Source organism: Streptomyces sp. NBC_00076, from assembly GCF_045041235.1.
Taxonomy (GTDB): Bacteria; Actinomycetota; Actinomycetes; order Streptomycetales; family Streptomycetaceae; genus Streptomyces.
Genome location: NZ_CP108242.1, coordinates 7368690 through 7385403 on the forward strand (window position 1 = coordinate 7368690; position 16714 = coordinate 7385403).

Annotated in this window: 16 protein-coding genes; 12 read left to right on the plus strand and 4 right to left on the minus strand. The window is 70.3% G+C overall.

The features are described from left to right. Positions 1-59 precede the first annotated feature (59 nt). From rsmD to mutM, 7 genes are all read left to right on the plus strand, one after another. Entirely contained in the window at positions 60-644 is a 585-nt protein-coding gene (gene rsmD / locus OHA64_RS33670) for a 16S rRNA (guanine(966)-N(2))-methyltransferase RsmD (protein ID WP_405619592.1), read from the plus strand. Between the two features lie 26 nt (positions 645-670). After that, a complete protein-coding gene (gene coaD / locus OHA64_RS33675; RefSeq protein ID WP_362448540.1) occupies positions 671-1150 on the plus strand; it encodes a pantetheine-phosphate adenylyltransferase in 480 nt (159 codons plus the stop codon). A gap of 98 nt (positions 1151-1248) precedes the next feature. Further along, positions 1249-2394 (plus strand): cell division initiation protein, encoded by a 1146-nt coding sequence (locus OHA64_RS33680; protein WP_405619595.1) that lies wholly within the window; start codon positions 1249-1251, stop codon positions 2392-2394. A 163-nt stretch (positions 2395-2557) separates the two neighbouring features. Beyond that, a complete protein-coding gene (locus OHA64_RS33685; protein ID WP_405619597.1) occupies positions 2558-3202 on the plus strand; it encodes a YceD family protein in 645 nt (214 codons plus the stop codon). Between the two features lie 2 nt (positions 3203-3204). Continuing rightward, complete coding sequence (gene rpmF, locus OHA64_RS33690; RefSeq protein WP_006139588.1) at positions 3205-3378, plus strand: 50S ribosomal protein L32; 174 nt, start codon at positions 3205-3207, stop codon at positions 3376-3378. Between the two features lie 7 nt (positions 3379-3385). Then, complete coding sequence (gene rnc, locus OHA64_RS33695; RefSeq protein ID WP_405619599.1) at positions 3386-4210, plus strand: ribonuclease III; 825 nt, start codon at positions 3386-3388, stop codon at positions 4208-4210. 88 nt (positions 4211-4298) lie between these two features. After that, positions 4299-5183 (plus strand): bifunctional DNA-formamidopyrimidine glycosylase/DNA-(apurinic or apyrimidinic site) lyase, encoded by an 885-nt coding sequence (mutM, locus tag OHA64_RS33700; RefSeq protein WP_405619601.1) that lies wholly within the window; start codon positions 4299-4301, stop codon positions 5181-5183. Here mutM and OHA64_RS33705 read toward each other — a convergent pair. After that, positions 5156-5557: a winged helix-turn-helix transcriptional regulator gene (locus OHA64_RS33705; protein ID WP_405619603.1), complete on the minus strand. Its 402-nt coding sequence runs from the start codon at positions 5555-5557 to the stop codon at positions 5156-5158. The two genes, mutM and OHA64_RS33705, sit on opposite strands and share 28 nt — an antisense overlap. Positions 5558-5630: 73 nt before the next feature. After that, the gene (locus OHA64_RS33710) at positions 5631-6824 is read right to left on the minus strand and encodes a CAP domain-containing protein (RefSeq protein WP_405619605.1); all 1194 of its coding nucleotides are present in this window, start codon (positions 6822-6824) and stop codon (positions 5631-5633) included. A 169-nt stretch (positions 6825-6993) separates the two neighbouring features. Here OHA64_RS33710 and OHA64_RS33715 point away from each other — a divergent pair, with 169 nt between their 5' ends. The 4 genes from OHA64_RS33715 to OHA64_RS33730 all read left to right on the plus strand — a co-directional run bounded on the left by OHA64_RS33715 (position 6994) and on the right by OHA64_RS33730 (position 13247). Continuing rightward, positions 6994-7275, plus strand: a complete 282-nt coding sequence (locus tag OHA64_RS33715; RefSeq protein WP_405619607.1) for an acylphosphatase — start codon at positions 6994-6996, stop codon at positions 7273-7275. Between the two features lie 383 nt (positions 7276-7658). After that, positions 7659-7862: a hypothetical protein gene (locus tag OHA64_RS33720; protein ID WP_030667279.1), complete on the plus strand. Its 204-nt coding sequence runs from the start codon at positions 7659-7661 to the stop codon at positions 7860-7862. Between the two features lie 225 nt (positions 7863-8087). Continuing rightward, positions 8088-11642 (plus strand): chromosome segregation protein SMC, encoded by a 3555-nt coding sequence (smc, locus tag OHA64_RS33725; RefSeq protein WP_405619609.1) that lies wholly within the window; start codon positions 8088-8090, stop codon positions 11640-11642. A 186-nt stretch (positions 11643-11828) separates the two neighbouring features. Continuing rightward, positions 11829-13247 (plus strand): sugar porter family MFS transporter, encoded by a 1419-nt coding sequence (locus OHA64_RS33730; RefSeq protein WP_405619611.1) that lies wholly within the window; start codon positions 11829-11831, stop codon positions 13245-13247. 223 nt (positions 13248-13470) lie between these two features. Here the strand turns inward: OHA64_RS33730 and OHA64_RS33735 are convergent, their stop codons facing one another. Then, positions 13471-14442, minus strand: coding sequence for an LLM class flavin-dependent oxidoreductase (locus OHA64_RS33735; RefSeq protein ID WP_405619613.1), 972 nt, complete (start codon positions 14440-14442; stop codon positions 13471-13473). A 218-nt stretch (positions 14443-14660) separates the two neighbouring features. On the opposite strand from OHA64_RS33735, the gene ftsY reads away from it, so the two are divergent. After that, a complete protein-coding gene (ftsY, locus tag OHA64_RS33740) occupies positions 14661-15863 on the plus strand; it encodes a signal recognition particle-docking protein FtsY (RefSeq protein ID WP_405619615.1) in 1203 nt (400 codons plus the stop codon). Between the two features lie 123 nt (positions 15864-15986). Here ftsY and OHA64_RS33745 read toward each other — a convergent pair whose 3' ends face one another. Then, positions 15987-16643: a bifunctional DNA primase/polymerase gene (locus OHA64_RS33745; RefSeq protein WP_405619617.1), complete on the minus strand. Its 657-nt coding sequence runs from the start codon at positions 16641-16643 to the stop codon at positions 15987-15989. Between the last annotated feature and the right edge of the window lie 71 nt (positions 16644-16714).

Sequence of the window (16714 nt, forward strand, 5' to 3'; positions counted from 1 at the left end):
CCCCTCACCTCCGCCTGCCAGACTGACCGCACGAAGACACCCACGAACAAGGACCCCAGATGACCCGCGTGATCGCCGGCACGGCCGGCGGACGTCGCCTGGCCGTCCCGCCAGGGACCGGCACCCGCCCCACTTCCGACCGCGCGCGCGAGGGTCTCTTCTCCACCTGGCAGTCCCTGCTGGGCGGCCCCCTGGACGGCGAGCGGGTCCTCGACCTGTACGCGGGCTCGGGCGCCGTCGGCCTGGAGGCCCTGTCCCGGGGCGCCGGTCACACCCTGCTGGTCGAGGCCGACGCCCGGGCCGCCCGCATCGTCCGGGAGAACGTGCGGAGCCTGGGCCTGCCCGGCGCGGAGGTCAGGGCGGGCAAGGCTCAGCAGATCATCCAGGTGCCGCCGGAGCAGCCGTACGACCTCGCGTTCCTCGACCCGCCGTACGCCGTCTCGGACAGCGATCTTCGCGAGATTCTGCTCACACTCCTGGCCGGGGGCTGGCTCGCGCCCGAAGCCCTCGTCACCGTGGAGCGCAGCACCAGAGGCGGCGAATTCCACTGGCCGGACGGTTTCGAAGCGATCCGGGCCCGTCGTTACGGCGAGGGAACGTTTTGGTACGGTCGCGCCGCCTCTACGTGCGAAGACGCACGATGACCGGACCGGAGAGCGAGGGATCTCAAGTGCGCCGCGCCGTCTGTCCCGGGTCGTTCGACCCGATCACCAACGGACACCTCGACATCATTTCGCGCGCCTCGCGTCTCTACGACGAGGTCTATGTCGCGGTCATGATCAACAAGTCAAAGAGAGGCCTGTTCGAGATCGACGAGCGGATCGACCTGATCCGCCAGGTCACCGCCGAGTACGGGAACGTCCGGGTGGAGGCCTTCCACGGCCTCCTCGTCGACTTCTGCAAGCAGCGCGACATCCCCGCCATCGTCAAGGGCCTGCGCGCGGTCAGCGACTTCGACTACGAGCTGCAGATGGCCCAGATGAACAACGGCCTCTCGGGGGTGGAGACCCTCTTCGTGCCCACCAACCCCACCTACAGTTTCCTCTCCTCCTCCCTGGTCAAGGAGGTCGCGACCTGGGGCGGCGACGTCTCCCACCTGGTGCCGCCACTCGTCCTGGAGGCCCTCGCCGAGCGGCTCCGGCAGGACTGAGCCGCTGACGGCCCGTCAGCCGGTGTCCGCCGGTCGCGTCATGGCCTTACAGTCGACGGGTCCGTCTCCAACACAGCTGTAGAGAGTGGCGAGCACAGGTGGACGTGCAGAAGAAGCTCGACGAGATCGTGTCCGCGGTCTCCGGTGCCCGGTCGATGCCCATGTCGGCCTCGTGCGTGGTCAACCGCGCCGACCTGCTCGCGATGCTCGAAGAGGTGCGCGCGGCCCTGCCCGGCTCCCTGGCGCAGGCCCAGGAGCTGATCGGTGACCGTGAGCAGATGGTCGAGCAGGCCCGCCAGGAGGCCGAGCGGATCATCGGGCAGGCGCACGCCGAGCGCGGTTCCCTGATCTCCGACACGGAGGTCGCCCGCCGCTCCCAGGCCGAGGCCGACCGCATCCTCGCCGAGGCCCGCCAGGAGGCGGAGGAGGTCCGCGCGGAGGCCGACGACTACGTCGACTCCAAGCTCGCCAACTTCGAGGTCGTCCTCACCAAGACCCTCGGTTCGGTGGGCCGCGGCCGGGAGAAGCTCCTCGGCACCGGCCCGGGCATAGACGAACAGGGCTACGAGGACGAGGACGCCCCCGAGCGCAGCCACGACCCGGAGACCCTGCGCCGCACCGCCGACGAGTACGTCGACGTCAAGCTGGGCGCCTTCGAGGCGGTCCTCGCCAAGACCCTGGAGGCCGTCGGCCGCGGCCGTCAGAAGCTGCACGGCCGGATCGCCACCGACGACCTCGGTGCCCTCGCGGACGACCTCTCCACCGTCCAGCACTCCAGCGACGCCGACTACCTCGCCGACCTCGCGGCCCTCACGCAGCGGGAGACCGCGGCGGCCCCGGTCGAGCAGCCCGTCCCCCAGCAGTACGACCAGCAGGACATGCAGCCGGCCTACGGCTATCAGCAACAGCCCGACACCTACGGCGGCGGCTACCAGCAGCAGTACACAGGTCAGCCGGACCCGTACGGCTACCAGCAGGCCGACCCGTATGCCCCCACCTCCGGCTACGCTCCGGCGGGAGGTGCCCCCTTCCAGGGCTACGACGGTCAACAGGGCGTCTACGACCCGCACCAGGCCCAGCAGGCACACCAGGCCCACCCGGACCACCGCCAGGGAGAGCCGGAGCAGCAACAGGGGTACGTGCCGCAGCAGGCGCACGCCCTCGACGAGACCAGCCTCTTCGACACCGGCATGATCAGCGCGGAGCAGTTGCGGGCCTATGAGCAAGGGCGCGGAAACGGCTGAGCCGCCTCTCGCGGAGGGGCGGCGACCGGGAGACGCACACCGGATTGGGCCGTGAGCGAAAGGTCCAGTATCCTGGCTCTTCGGTCGCGTGTACGTCCGCGATCAACGCTGCCCGGGAACACCGAAGGGCAGCGACCCCGAGCTCAGCAGATCGAAAGTTGGAATGGCCCTGAACGCCCGCCTCGACCACCGCAACCCCCTCGTGTTCGACACACACGAGCTGGGTCGGCGGCCTGGTGCGCTGCAGCGCCTGACCCGCTCGATCGACGCCCCCAAGGATCTCGGTATCCAGGGGGTCGTCGGAGTGCCGGAAGGCGCCCCGATGAAGCTCGAACTCCGACTCGAGTCGGTCATGGAAGGGGTGCTTGTCACAGGCACCGCCCGTGCAACGGCCGAGGGGGAGTGCGTAAGGTGTCTGGAGCCGCTGGAGCTGAAGCTCGAAGCGGACTTCCAGGAGATGTTCTCGTACCCTGACGCCGACGACCGGGGCCGCCCCAAGGCGGAGCCGGCCGACGACGCCGAGGACGACGAGGACATGCTCTTCATCGAGGACGGCCTGTTCGACCTCGAGCCCGTGCTGCGCGATGCGGTGGTGCTTGCACTGCCGATGCAGCCGGTGTGCCAGGAAGACTGCCCAGGACTGTGCGCCCAGTGCGGAGCACGCCTTGCGGACGACCCGGGCCACCACCATGACGCCGTCGACATCCGTTGGGCGGCACTGCAGGGACTCGCCGGTTCACTCGAAGATGGCGAGAAGGACGACACCAGCGACGCCGAAGCGGGCGTCGACGAGAAGCAGGAGAAGTAGCCGTGGCTGTTCCGAAGCGGAAGATGTCGCGCAGCAACACGCGCCACCGCCGGTCGCAGTGGAAGGCTGCGGTCCCCACCCTGGTTGCGTGCGAGCGCTGCCACGAGCCCAAGCTGCAGCACATCGCGTGCCCGGCTTGCGGCACCTACAACAAGCGCCAGGTCCTCGAGGTCTGAGCGGCCGGTGAGAGGCACAGTGTCCACGCCCAAGAAGAACGCGTCCCGCGTGAGCGGGAACGCCCCGGCGGACAACACGGCCTCGTCCCACACGCTGTTGGAAGGGCGGCTCGGGTACACACTCGAGTCCGCCCTTCTGGTGCGTGCGCTGACCCACCGTTCGTACGCGTACGAGAACGGCGGCCTGCCGACCAACGAACGCCTGGAGTTCCTCGGGGACTCCGTGCTCGGCCTCGTGGTCACGGACACGCTGTATCGCATCCACCCCGACCTGCCGGAAGGCCAACTGGCCAAGCTGCGGGCCGCGGTGGTCAACTCGCGTGCGCTGGCGGAGGTCGGCCGCGGGCTCGACCTGGGTTCCTTCATCCGGCTCGGCCGCGGTGAAGAGGGCACGGGCGGCCGGGACAAGGCGTCCATCCTTGCCGACACCCTGGAAGCGGTGATCGGCGCGGTCTATCTCGACCAGGGACTGGACTCGGCGGCGGAGCTGGTGCACCGCCTGTTCGACCCATTGATCGAGAAGTCCTCGAACCTCGGAGCCGGCCTGGACTGGAAGACCAGTCTCCAGGAGCTCACCGCGACCGAAGGCCTCGGTGTCCCCGAGTACCTGGTCACGGAGACCGGCCCCGACCACGAGAAGACCTTCACTGCTGCCGCCCGCGTCGGAGGCGTCTCGTACGGCACCGGCACCGGCCGCAGCAAGAAGGAGGCGGAGCAGCAGGCCGCGGAATCCGCGTGGCGGTCCATCCGGGCCGCGGCGGACGAGCGCGCCAAGGCGGCGGCCGAACCGGCCGCCCAGGACCACGAAGGACCGTCGTCCGTCTCCGCCTGACCGAACAAGCGCGTCCGAGCGCCCGCCCCTGGGCTTTGGCCCCGGGGAGGGCGCTCGCCTCATACACCGCTTCGTGACGGGGGAGCCCATGCCCGAGTTGCCCGAGGTCGAGGTCGTCCGGCGCGGCCTGGCCCGGTGGGTCGCCCACCGTACGGTCGCCGAGGTCGAGGTGCTGCATCCGCGGGCGGTACGCCGTCATGTCGCCGGCGCGGACGACTTCGCGCACCGGCTCAAGGGCCACCGCATCGGCACACCCAGCCGCCGCGGCAAGTATCTGTGGCTGCCCCTGGAGGACACCCACCAGGCGATCCTGGCTCACCTCGGCATGAGCGGTCAGCTCCTGGTCCAGCCGCACGCGGCGCCCGACGAGAAGCACCTGCGCATCCGGGTCCGGTTCGCGGACCCACTGACACCGGACGCTTCCGCGGCGGAGCCCACCGAACTGCGTTTCGTCGACCAACGCACCTTCGGCGGCCTGTCGTTGCACGAGACGAGCTCCGACGGGCTGCCCGACGTGATCGCCCACATCGCCCGCGACCCCCTTGACCCGCTCTTCGACGACGAGGGCTTTCACCAGGCCCTGCGTCGCAAGCGCAGCACCGTCAAACGGGCCCTGCTGGACCAGTCGTTGATCAGCGGCGTCGGCAACATCTATGCGGACGAGGCCCTTTGGCGCTCCCGCATCCACTTCGAGCGCCCGACCGCGAACTTCACCCGCCCACGCACCGCCGAACTCCTCGGCCACATCCGGGACGTGATGAACGAGGCCCTCTCCGTCGGCGGCACGAGTTTCGACAGCCTGTACGTCAATGTCAACGGAGAGTCGGGCTACTTCGACCGGTCGCTCGACGCGTACGGGCGTGAGGGTCTGCCGTGCAAGCGCTGTGCCACACCGATGCGCCGACGGCCGTGGATGAACCGGTCCAGCTACTTCTGCCCGCGCTGTCAGCGCGCCCCGCGCGTCTCGTCGTAACGCTCCCGGGCCGCGAGGACGTCGTCCATCCTGCCCTCCACGAAGTGGATGAGGTTCAGCAGACGCTGGGCGACCTCGTGGCCGAGGGGGGTCAGTTCGTAGTCCACCCGGGGCGGATTCGTCGGCTGGGCCTCACGGTGCACCAGGCCGTCGCGCTCCAGCGCGTGCAGTGTCTGGGACAGCATCTTCTCGCTCACGCCGTCGACCCGGCGGCGCAGTTCGTTGAAGCGCAGCGAGCCCTCGTGCAGGGCGCCGAGCGCGAGCGCGCCCCAGCGTCCCGTGACGTGCTCCAGCGTGCCGCGTGAGGGGCAGGCCTTGGCGAACACGCTGTAGGGGAGATCCTGCGCCTCCGAGCGCTCCTGCGTGATGTCCATAGGTCAAGCGTACGCGAGCACAGCGCTAACCGACAGGTTGCACTAACTAAAAGTTAGTGCAACCTGTCGGTTACTAGTACCCGAAGTCCTGCGTCCACCACGGACCGCCCGACCCGAAGTGCACGCCGACCCCCAGCGTCTTGAAGTCGCAGTTGAGGATGTTGGCCTTGTGGCCGGGGCTGTCCATCCACGCCTTCATCACCGCGGCCGCGTTGGCCTGCCCCCGCGCGATGTTCTCGCCGCCGAGATCGCTGACCCCGGCCTTCGCCGCACGGTCCCACGGGGTCGCGCCACTCGGGTCGGTGTGATCAAAGAACCCCCCCTTGGCCATGGCGTCACTGAAGTCATCGGCGAGCTCGGACAGTGCGCTGTTGGCGGACAGCGCGCTGCAGCCCACCTTCGCCCGCTCCTGGTTGACGAGCCTGAGCACCTGGGCCGCGGCCTGGGTCTCGGCGGACACGGTGACCGGGGCGCTGGTCTGCTCCGGCGCCTTCGTGGCCGCACGGGAAGCGGGGGCCTCAGGCTTCTCGCTGGGCGTGGTCTCCGGCTTCTCCGTCTTCTTCGGCGGAGCCGTGGTGGGCGTCGCCGAAGACGTCGAGGGCGAGGGTGTGGGTGTTACGGAGCGGTCGGAGCCGCGGCTGGTCGAGGTGGAGTCTTCGCGGCTCTCGGCGCTGCCGGAGGTGCCGCCCTGCTCGACCGGGCTGTTGGTCGGAGTGCCGGCGGCCTGCACACTGCCGCCGCCGCTGTTGCTGTCCCCGCCGATCCGGTAGTTGTCGAGGCCGGGCACGGCGCCCGTGGCGACCGCGACCGTCCCGAGCGCGACCGCCGCGGAGACCCCGAGCAGACCGGTCTTTACCGGCGTCGACGTCTTCCTCCTGCGGCGGTGCGACCGACCGGCCCGGGAACCTCCGTCGGGCGTGAAGCCACCGTCACGGGAGGACGCGGCGTCGGTGCCCAGGAACGTGGCGTAGTCCTCTTCCGTCGCGAAGAGATAGGCGGCACTGCGCGCGGAGGTCTCGGTGTACGCCTCGGGGTGCAGATAGGGGGCCGCGCCGCCCGTGGGGTGGCCGTTCCCGGCGTACGGGTCCTGCGGGTCCTGGGCGTACGAGTGCTGCGGGTCCTGAACGGAAGTGCTCCGCGGCCCGTAGTCGACGCTGTACGAGTCCTGCGGGTCGTGGCTGCCCCGGTACGAGCCCTGCGCTGGTGCGACCCCCGTGGCGCGGCCCGTGGCGGCGCGGCCGGCGGCGGAGCGTCGGTGGCGTCCCATGTCCTTGCCTTCCTCGTCCTTGCGGTCGACGCGTCCCCCCGGTCAACCAAGGTCACAAAACTCACACGATGAAGTGAGTTTCGTATGAGATTCATTGGTGGGGGACGGTACCGCATGGCGCCGGAGGAGGAAGTGTCCGAAGAGACATTTGCGCGGCTAGGTTGCACTCATGAGTGACGACGTACGGCTGGTTGCCTGGGTGCGGGGACGCGTCCAAGGTGTGGGTTTTCGCTGGTTCACGCGGGCCAAGGCGCTGGAGATCGGCGGGCTGAGTGGTTTTGCTCTCAATTTGGCCGACGGCCGGGTCCAGGTGGTCGCCGAGGGCCCGCCCACGGGGTGCCAGTGGCTCCTCGACTGGCTCCAGGGTGACGACACGCCCGGGCAGGTGGATGGCGTCACGGAGATCTGGGACACACCTCGCGGGGGCTACGACGGGTTCGCCATCCGCTGAGCCGGTTCTGTAAAACAGCCCAGGCGGAAGCAGAGGGACATGCCACTGGCACGTGCCCGGAGCAGAAAGGGGCTGGTGGTTGCCAAGAACCCCCTTGCGCTGACAGGCTCCCCAGGTAAGGATGATCGCCTCGCCCCGAGGGCCCCGTGGAGAGCCGCAGCGTCGCCGTTCCAGGCCGCGTGGATCCGGGTTGCCCGCCGATACGGGGCGTGATCGTGTTGACCGTCAAACTTTTTGGTGAGACGCTGAAAGCACCCCGCGCACCTTAGCTGTTTGGCATGGATGAACGGCAGCACAACTCAACAGTGCCAAGCATCGCGGGTGCGAATCCCTCACGACCCACACCGCTTCGGTCGGTCACTCATTGTGGAGGACCATCCATCATGGCAAAGGCGCTTCTCGGTTACGTCGGCGGCTCCGACCCTCGACTCCTCGCCGAGATGCGACGGCTCCAGCAGCGCGTCCAGGACCTGGAATCCGAGCTTGTACGGATCCAGGCCGAGAACGACTCGCTCGCGGCTGCCGCTTCTCACGACAGGATCATGGAGAGCATCGACGCACACCAGGCGGAGCCTGCGCTCACCTGATCACTGCATCGCTCCACGACAGCTCACGCAGTGGTTGGGCAGCCTGTATCAACCGCTAAGTTGTCAGAGTTGCAAGGGACGCTTCGGCGTCCCTTCTTTCTTTCCCCCGCCTTCTTCGCCCCCGCATCCTTTCACTCTCTTCAACGTCTGATGTGCCCTGCATGTTCATGAGTGAAACCGCGGGTTCATGGAGTGAGACACCCCCGGAAGGTAGAGTCCAGCGGCGTGCACCTCAAGGCCCTGACCCTCCGGGGGTTCAAGTCGTTCGCCTCGGCGACCACGCTCCGGTTCGAACCGGGGATCACGTGTGTCGTCGGACCGAACGGCTCGGGAAAGTCCAATGTGGTGGACGCGCTCAGCTGGGTCATGGGCGAGCAGGGCGCCAAGTCGCTGCGCGGCGGCAAGATGGAGGACGTCATCTTCGCCGGCACCACCGGCCGTCCTCCGCTGGGCCGCGCCGAGGTGTCCCTGACCATCGACAACTCCGACGGGGCGCTGCCCATCGAGTACGCCGAGGTCACCATCACGCGGATCATGTTCCGCAACGGCGGCAGCGAGTACCAGCTCAACGGCGACACCTGCCGGCTCCTCGACATCCAGGAACTGCTGTCCGACTCCGGCATCGGCCGCGAGATGCACGTCATCGTCGGCCAGGGCCAGCTCGACTCCGTCCTGCACGCCGACCCCATGGGCCGCCGCGCCTTCATCGAGGAGGCCGCGGGTGTCCTCAAGCACCGCAAGCGCAAGGAGAAGGCGCTGCGGAAACTGGACGCGATGCGGGCCAACCTCGCGCGTGTGCAGGACCTGACGGACGAACTGCGGCGCCAGCTCAAGCCCCTCGGCCGGCAGGCCGCGGTCGCCCGACGGGCCGCGGTCATCCAGGCCGACCTCCGCGACGCCCGCCTCCGTCTCCTGGCCGACGATCTCGTACGGCTGCGGAACGCGCTGCAGGCGGAGGTCGCCGACGAGGCCGCGCTGAAGGAGCGCAAGGAGACCGCGGAGCTGGAGCTGAAGAGGGCCCTCCAGCGCGAGGCGCTCCTGGAGGACCAGGTACGGCAGCTCTCCCCCCGCGTCCAGCGCGCCCAACAGACCTGGTACGAGCTGTCCCAGCTGGCCGAGCGGGTGCGCGGCACGATCTCGCTGGCCGACGCGCGCGTGAAGAGCGCGACCTCCGCGCCCCCCGAGGAACGACGCGGGCGCGACCCGGAGGACATGGAGCGCGAGGCCGCCCGGATCCGTGAGCAGGAGGCCGAGCTCGAGGCGGCCCTGGAGGCGGCCGAGCACGCCCTGGAGGACACCGTCGCGCACCGCTCCGAGCTGGAGCGCGAACTCGCCCAGGAGGAACGGCGTCTCAAGGACGTGGCCCGGGCCATCGCGGACCGCCGTGAAGGTCTGGCCCGGCTGAACGGCCAGGTCAACGCGGCCCGTTCCCGGGCGGGCTCGGCCCAGGCCGAGATCGACCGGCTGGCCGCCGCCCGGGACGAGGCGCAGGAGCGGGCCGTCGCCGCGCAGGAGGAGTACGAGGCGCTCAAGGCCGAGGTCGACGGACTCGACGCCGGCGACGCCGAACTCGCCGAGCGGCACGACGTGGCGAAGCACGAGCTCGCCGAGGCCGAGGCCGGGCTCACCGCGGCCCGGGAGTCGGCCACCGCGGCGGAGCGCAGACGGGCCGCGACCCAGGCCCGCCACGAGACGCTGGCACTGGGCCTGCGCCGCAAGGACGGTACCGGCGCGCTGCTCGCGGCGAAGGACCGCCTCGGCGGCCTGCTCGGCCCGGCCGCCGAACTGCTCACCGTGACCCCGGGGCACGAGGTCGCCCTGGCCGCGGCCTTCGGTGCCGCCGCCGACGCCCTCGCGGTGACCACCCCGTCCGCCGCGGCCGAGGCGATCCGCCTGCTGCGCAAGCAGGACGCGGGGCGGGCGGCGCTGTTGCTGAGCGGCGCCGCCGACGACGTACCGCGGGAGGCCCGGACCGACGGGCCGCCGTACGCGGCCGACCTCGTCCGCGCCCCCGTCGACCTCATGCCCGCCGTACGACGTCTGCTGCGCGGGATCGTCGTCGTCGGCACGCTTGAGGACGCCGAGGATCTCGTCTACGCGCGGCCCGACCTCACCGCCGTGACCGCCGAGGGCGATCTGCTGGGCGCGCACTTCGCGCAGGGCGGGTCCGCCGGGGCGCCGAGCCTGCTCGAGGTTCAGGCGTCCGTGGACGAGGCAGCCGCCGAGCTGGAAGAACTGGCTGTGCGGTGCGAGGAGTTGACCGAGGCGCAGCACGCGGCCGTGGAGCGGCGCGGGGAGTGCGTCGCGCGGGTCGAGGAACTGGGGGAACGACGCCGGGCCGCAGACCGGGAGAAGTCGTCGGTGGCCCAGCAGTTGGGGCGGCTGTCCGGGCAGGCCCGCGGTGCCGCAGGAGAGGCCGAGCGGTCCGTCGCCGCGGCCGCTCGGGCGCAGGAGGCGCTCGACAAGGCCCTCCAGGACGTCGAGGAACTGGCCGAACGGCTCGCCGTCGCCGAGGAGATGCCGGTCGAGGAGGAGCCCGACACGTCGGTACGCGACCGGCTCGCCGCCGACGGGGCCAACGCCCGGCAGACCGAGATGGAGGCCCGCCTCCAGGTCCGTACGCACGAGGAACGGGTCAAGGGGCTCGCCGGGCGGGCCGATTCGCTCGACCGGGCCGCCCGCGGGGAACGCGAGGCACGCGCGCGTGCGGAGCAACGGCGGGCGCGTCTCAGACACGAGGCCGCCGTCGCTCAGGCCGTGGCCTCCGGTGCCCGGCAGCTGCTCGCGCATGTCGAGGTCTCCCTCACGCGGGCCGACGAGGAGCGCACCACCGCCGAGGCCGCCAAGGCCCGACGGGAGCAGGAGCTGACCGCCGCCCGCAGCACGGGGCGCGACCTCAAGGCAGAGCTCGACAAGTTGACGGATTCAGTCCACCGGGGCGAGGTACTCGGCGCCGAGAAACGGCTGCGGATCGAGCAGCTGGAGACCAAGGCGCTGGAGGAGTTCGGTGTGGAACCGGCGGGGCTCACGGCCGAGTACGGCCCCCACCAGCTGGTGCCGCCCTCGCCCCCCGCCGAGGGCGAGGAGTTGCCGGAGGATCCGGAGCATCCGCGCAACCGGCCGAGGCAGTTCCACCGGGCGGAGCAGGAGAGGCGGCTGAAGGCGGCCGAACGGGCGTACCAGCAGCTCGGCAAGGTCAACCCGCTCGCCCTGGAGGAGTTCGCGGCGCTGGAGGAACGCCACCAGTTCCTCAGCGAACAGCTGGAGGACCTGAAGAAGACCCGCGCCGACCTGCTCCAGGTGGTGAAGGAGGTCGACGAGCGCGTCGAGCAGGTCTTCACCGAGGCCTACCGGGACACCGCCCGGCAGTTCGAGGGCGTGTTCAGCCGGCTGTTCCCGGGCGGCGACGGGCGCCTGATCCTGACCGACCCCGACAACATGCTCACCACGGGTGTGGACGTCGAGGCGCGTCCGCCGGGCAAGAAGGTCAAGCGGCTCTCGCTGCTCTCCGGCGGTGAGCGCTCGCTGACGGCCGTGGCGCTCCTCGTGTCGATCTTCAAGGCCCGGCCCAGCCCGTTCTATGTGATGGACGAGGTCGAGGCGGCGCTCGACGACACCAACCTCCAGCGGCTGATCCGCATCATGCAGGAGTTGCAGGAAGCCTCGCAGCTGATCGTGATCACGCACCAGAAGCGGACCATGGAGGTCGCCGACGCGCTGTACGGCGTCTCCATGCAGGGCGACGGTGTCTCGAAGGTCATCTCGCAGCGGCTGCGCTGATCTCCTTCATTTCTTCAACTCTTGAACGCAGCACTGTCACTTGCCGGGGTAGAGGTCACAGCGATGGCCTCTTGACTTCGAAACTTGAAGGCATAGTCTCGGCAATGTTGCTTTTACCTTCAGGTACCACCTACCTCGAAGGGCCGACCCCCGCCGGCAGCGTTGCCGGTGGCCCGAGGAGTACACGTGACCAGCACAGCGCAGGGAACCAAGTCAGGAGCCGCAACGGCTCACCCCGATCATCTCGGGCACGTCATCTTCATCGCGGCGGCGGCCGCGATGGGCGGATTCCTCTTCGGCTACGACAGCTCCGTGATCAACGGTGCCGTCGAGGCCATCCGCGGCCGATACGACGTCGGGTCGGCGGCCCTGGCGCAGGTCATCGCCATCGCACTGATCGGCTGTGCCATCGGCGCCGCGACCGCCGGCCGCATAGCCGACCGCATCGGCCGCATCCGCTGCATGCAGATCGCCGCCGTCCTCTTCACCATCAGTGCCGTCGGCTCCGCGCTTCCCTTCGCGCTGTACGACCTGGCCTTCTGGCGGGTCGTCGGCGGCTTCGCCATCGGCATGGCCTCCGTGATCGGCCCCGCCTACATCGCCGAGGTCGCCCCGCCCGCCTACCGCGGCCGGCTCGGTTCCTTCCAGCAGGCCGCGATCGTGGTCGGCATCGCGATCTCCCAGCTGGTCAACTGGGGTCTGCTGAACGCCGCCGGCGGCGACCAGCGCGGCAAGCTCATGGGCCTGGAGGCCTGGCAGGTCATGCTGGGCGTCATGGTGATCCCGGCCGTTCTCTACGGTCTGCTCTCCTTCGCCATCCCCGAGTCCCCGCGCTTCCTGATCTCCGTCGGCAAGCACGAGCGCGCCCGCGAGATCCTCGCGGAGGTCGAGGGCGACAAGATCGACCTTGACGCCCGGGTCGGCGAGATCGAGCTCGCCATGAAGAGCGAGCACAAGTCGACCTTCAAGGACCTGCTGGGCGGCGGCTTCTTCTTCAAGCCGATCGTCTGGATCGGTATCGGCCTCTCGGTCTTCCAGCAGTTCGTCGGCATCAACGTCGCGTTCTACTACTCCTCGACGCTGTGGCAGTCGGTCGGCGTCGACCCGACGGACTCGTTCTTCTACTCCTTCACGACGTCGATCATCAACATCGTCGGCACCGTGATCGCGATGATCTTCGTGGACCGGGTCGGCCGCAAGCCGCTGGCCCTCATCGGCTCCGTCGGCATGGTGATCGGCCTGGCGCTGGAGGCCTGGGCGTTCAGCTACGACCTCGTCGGCGGCAAGCTGCCGGCCACGCAGGGCTGGATCGCGCTGATCGCCGCCCACTTCTTCGTCCTGTTCTTCGCCCTGTCCTGGGGTGTGGTCGTCTGGGTCTTCCTCGGCGAGATGTTCCCGAACCGGCTCCGCGCCGCAGCCCTGGGTGTGGCCGCCTCCGCGCAGTGGATCGCCAACTGGGCCATCACCGCGAGCTTCCCGTCGCTGGCGGAATGGAACCTCTCCCTGACCTACGTGATCTACACGGTCTTCGCCGCGCTCTCCATCCCGTTCGTCCTCAAGTACGTCAAGGAGACGAAGGGCAAGACCCTGGAGGAGATGGGCTGAGTCTCCTGCCGAGGCTCCCCGCACTCGGGGAGAAGGGCCAAGTCCCCGCTGCCCCTCTCCCCGTACCGTCCGCCGCCCCCTGCTCCGCCGCCGAGCGAGCAGGGGGCGGCGGTGTCGTACCGGCGTTCACCGGACGTGCCGCGGGCGATCGCGTCCGCTCGGCGACCGTTCGGGTTCGACGGCTTCGGCCGAGGACCGGCCGGCGATCGGTTGCCGACGCCGGTCAGTCGCCCAGTGCTGGAAGGACCCGCTCCGTGAACAGCCGCAGGCTGCGCCACCCCTCGTCCACCGGCATCCCGCCCGCCAGTGGATGCAGGACCAGGTTGTCAAGGCCCTGAGTCACGCACTCGTCGGGTGTGAGGATCCGGTAGACGCCTTCCGCACGAAGTTCCTCCACCGTCGTGGCCGCGGATCGCACGGCCGAGCGGATGTCGCCGGACTGCCAGGAGGCGTACGTCCGCGCCTCGTGCAGGAAGTGCTCGCCGTACGCCGCCCACGCCTGGTCGGGGTCCTCGGCGAGGTGCAGCAGGGGTGTCTCGGCGGCGGGCATCATCGTCCAGCCCTCGGTGCCGTACTCGACCAGCCGCTCCTTGTAGTACGCCTCCAGCTCCGGCAGATGCGCGCTCGGGAAGAAGGGCAGACCGAGCCGGGCGGCCCGGCGGGCGGCGGCCTTCGAGGAGCCGCCGACCAGGAGCAACGGGTGCGGGTCGGAGTACGGGCGTGGGGTGACCCGTACCGTACGGCCCCGGTACGTGAACTCCTCCCCGGTCCAGGCCTTCAGCAGGGTCTCCAGGACCTCGTCCTGGATCCGGCCGCGGCGTTTCCACTCCACGTCGAACAGGGCGTACTCCTCGGGCCGGTATCCGATCCCGGCGACGGTGACCAGCCGTCCGCCGCTCAGCAGATCCAGTACGGCGATGTCCTCGGCCAGGCGCAGCGGGTCGTGCAGCGGGCCGATGACCGCGGAGACCGTCACCGCGATCCGGCGCGTGGCCCCGAACACCGCGCCCGCGAAGGCGAACGGCGACGGCAGCCAGTTGTTGCCGACGCCGTGGTGTTCCTCGGTCTGCACGGTGGTGATCCCGTGCTCGTCGGCGTAGGCGGCCATCTCCAGCGCGGCCCGGTACCGGGCGCTGAGCGAGGCGGGGGTGGCACCGGGCTCGACCAGGTTGAAGCGGACGACCGTGACGGGCATGGGGAGTCCCCCTTCGCGCGGTGGGCGGGAGCGGATTGGTGTCGATGGGAGTGGCGCGAGAGGACGGTAGCTGACGGGCCATCAGACAACCAGAGGCGCGGGCGCCCGGCAGTGGCCGATGCCGGACCGGCTCTGCCGGGCAGCGGGACTCGATCCGTTCCTTTGGAGGAAGACACAAGCTGGGTTCGATCGGACCCATGGCTGATACTGGGTGGGTTATGGAAATCGTCATCCTTGCTGTAGTCATCGCCGTGGTCGTGCTCGGTGCGCTCGGCGGGCTGGTCGTCGGCAGCCGGCGCAAGAAGTCGCTGCCCCCTCCGCCCCCCTCCGCTCCCGACATCACCGCCCCTCCGGCCGAGCCGCACGTCGGCGACGAGGCCGAGACACCGCGCGACGAACCGCGCCGGACCATAGAGGAGGTGGATCTCCCGGACGGCTCCGCTGGGGCCGTCCTCGACAAACCCGCTGCCGCGGAAGCGCCCGAGATCGAGATCCCGGAGCCCACGGCCGGCCGGCTGGTCCGTCTGCGCGCCCGGCTCTCCCGCTCGCAGGGCGCGCTCGGTCAGGGGCTGCTCACGCTCCTGTCGCGCGAGCACCTCGACGAGGACACCTGGGAGGAGATGGAGGACATCCTCCTGACCGCCGACGTCGGCGTGCAGCCCACCCAGGAACTGGTCGAGGGTCTGCGGGAGCGGGTGAAGGTGCTCGGCACCCGTACTCCGGACGAGCTGCGCGCCCTCCTGCGCGAGGAGCTGCTCAAGCTGGTCGGCACCGACCTCGACCGCACGGTCAAGACCGAGCCGGAGGCGAGCAAGCCCGGCATCGTGATGGTCGTCGGCGTCAACGGCACCGGCAAGACCACCACCACCGGCAAGCTCGCCCGGGTGCTCGTGGCCGACGGGCGCAGTGTCGTCCTCGGTGCCGCCGACACCTTCCGTGCCGCCGCCGCCGACCAGCTGCAGACCTGGGGTGATCGGGTCGGCGCGCACACCGTGCGCGGGCCCGAGGGCGGTGACCCTGCCTCCGTCGCGTTCGACGCGGTCAAGGAGGGCAAGGAGATGGGCGCGGACGTCGTGCTCATCGACACCGCGGGACGGCTGCACACCAAGACCGGTCTCATGGACGAGCTCGGCAAGGTCAAGCGGGTCGTCGAGAAGCACGCCCCGCTGGACGAGGTGCTGCTCGTCCTCGACGCGACGACCGGCCAGAACGGCCTGGTCCAGGCCCGGGTGTTCGCCGAGGTCGTCGACATCACCGGCATCGTGCTGACCAAGCTGGACGGCACGGCCAAGGGCGGCATCGTGGTCGCTGTGCAGCGCGAGCTGAAGGTGCCGGTGAAGCTGGTGGGTCTCGGTGAGGGCGCGGACGACCTGGCGCCCTTCGAACCGGAGGCGTTCGTTGACGCCCTTATCGGGGAGTGAGCACCGCTCCTCCGAACCATCCGAGTGCGCCACCCGCGTACACGTCAAGGCGCCCGCCCCCGACCGCACCTCGGGGGGCGGGCGCCGTGCTGTGTACGGCTGTGCGGCGCGACGTTCGTACGGCTACGCGCGCGACCGGTGGGCCACGTAGGCCAGCGTCCCCAGCAGCAGCCTGGCCGCCGGTGGCTTCGTCGCCGTGTCCAGGGCCGGCGGGCGCAGCCAGCGCACCGGGCCCAGGCCGGCCCGGTCGGACGGCGGGGCCGTGATGTACGTGCCGGGGCCGAGGCCGCGCAGGTCCAGGGAGCTCGGGTCGTCCCAGCCCATGCGGTAGAGAAGCTCGGGAAGGCCGGCGGCGGCGCCGGGGGCCACGAAGAAGTGGACGCGGCCCTCTGGGGTCGCGGTCACCGGGCCGAGGGGCAGGCCCATGCGTTCCAGGCGGACCAGGGCACGGCGCCCAGCGGGCTCGGCCACCTCGATCACGTCGAAGGCGCGGCCGACCGGCAGCATCACCGCGGCGCCGGGGAACTCCGCCCAGGTCCGGGTCGCCTCGTCGAGCGTGGCGCCGGCCGGGACCGGGGGAGCGAAGCCGAGAGGATGGGCGCCGGGGGCGCCGCACTCGGCGCGACCGCACGAGCAGGCGCCCGCCGCGGCGCGCGCGCCCGGTACGACGTCCCAGCCCCAGAGTCCGGTGAACTCGGCGACGGAGGTGCACTCCGACGAGCGGCCGCGCCGACGCGAGCCGGTGCGGATCTCCCGAATGCCGCCGATCGTGAAGCCCATGCCCCCTCCAACGTGTCCGGCGCGCCGTGGTTACGCGGCGAACGCGAGAGGTGACTCTCCGTCGCCACTTT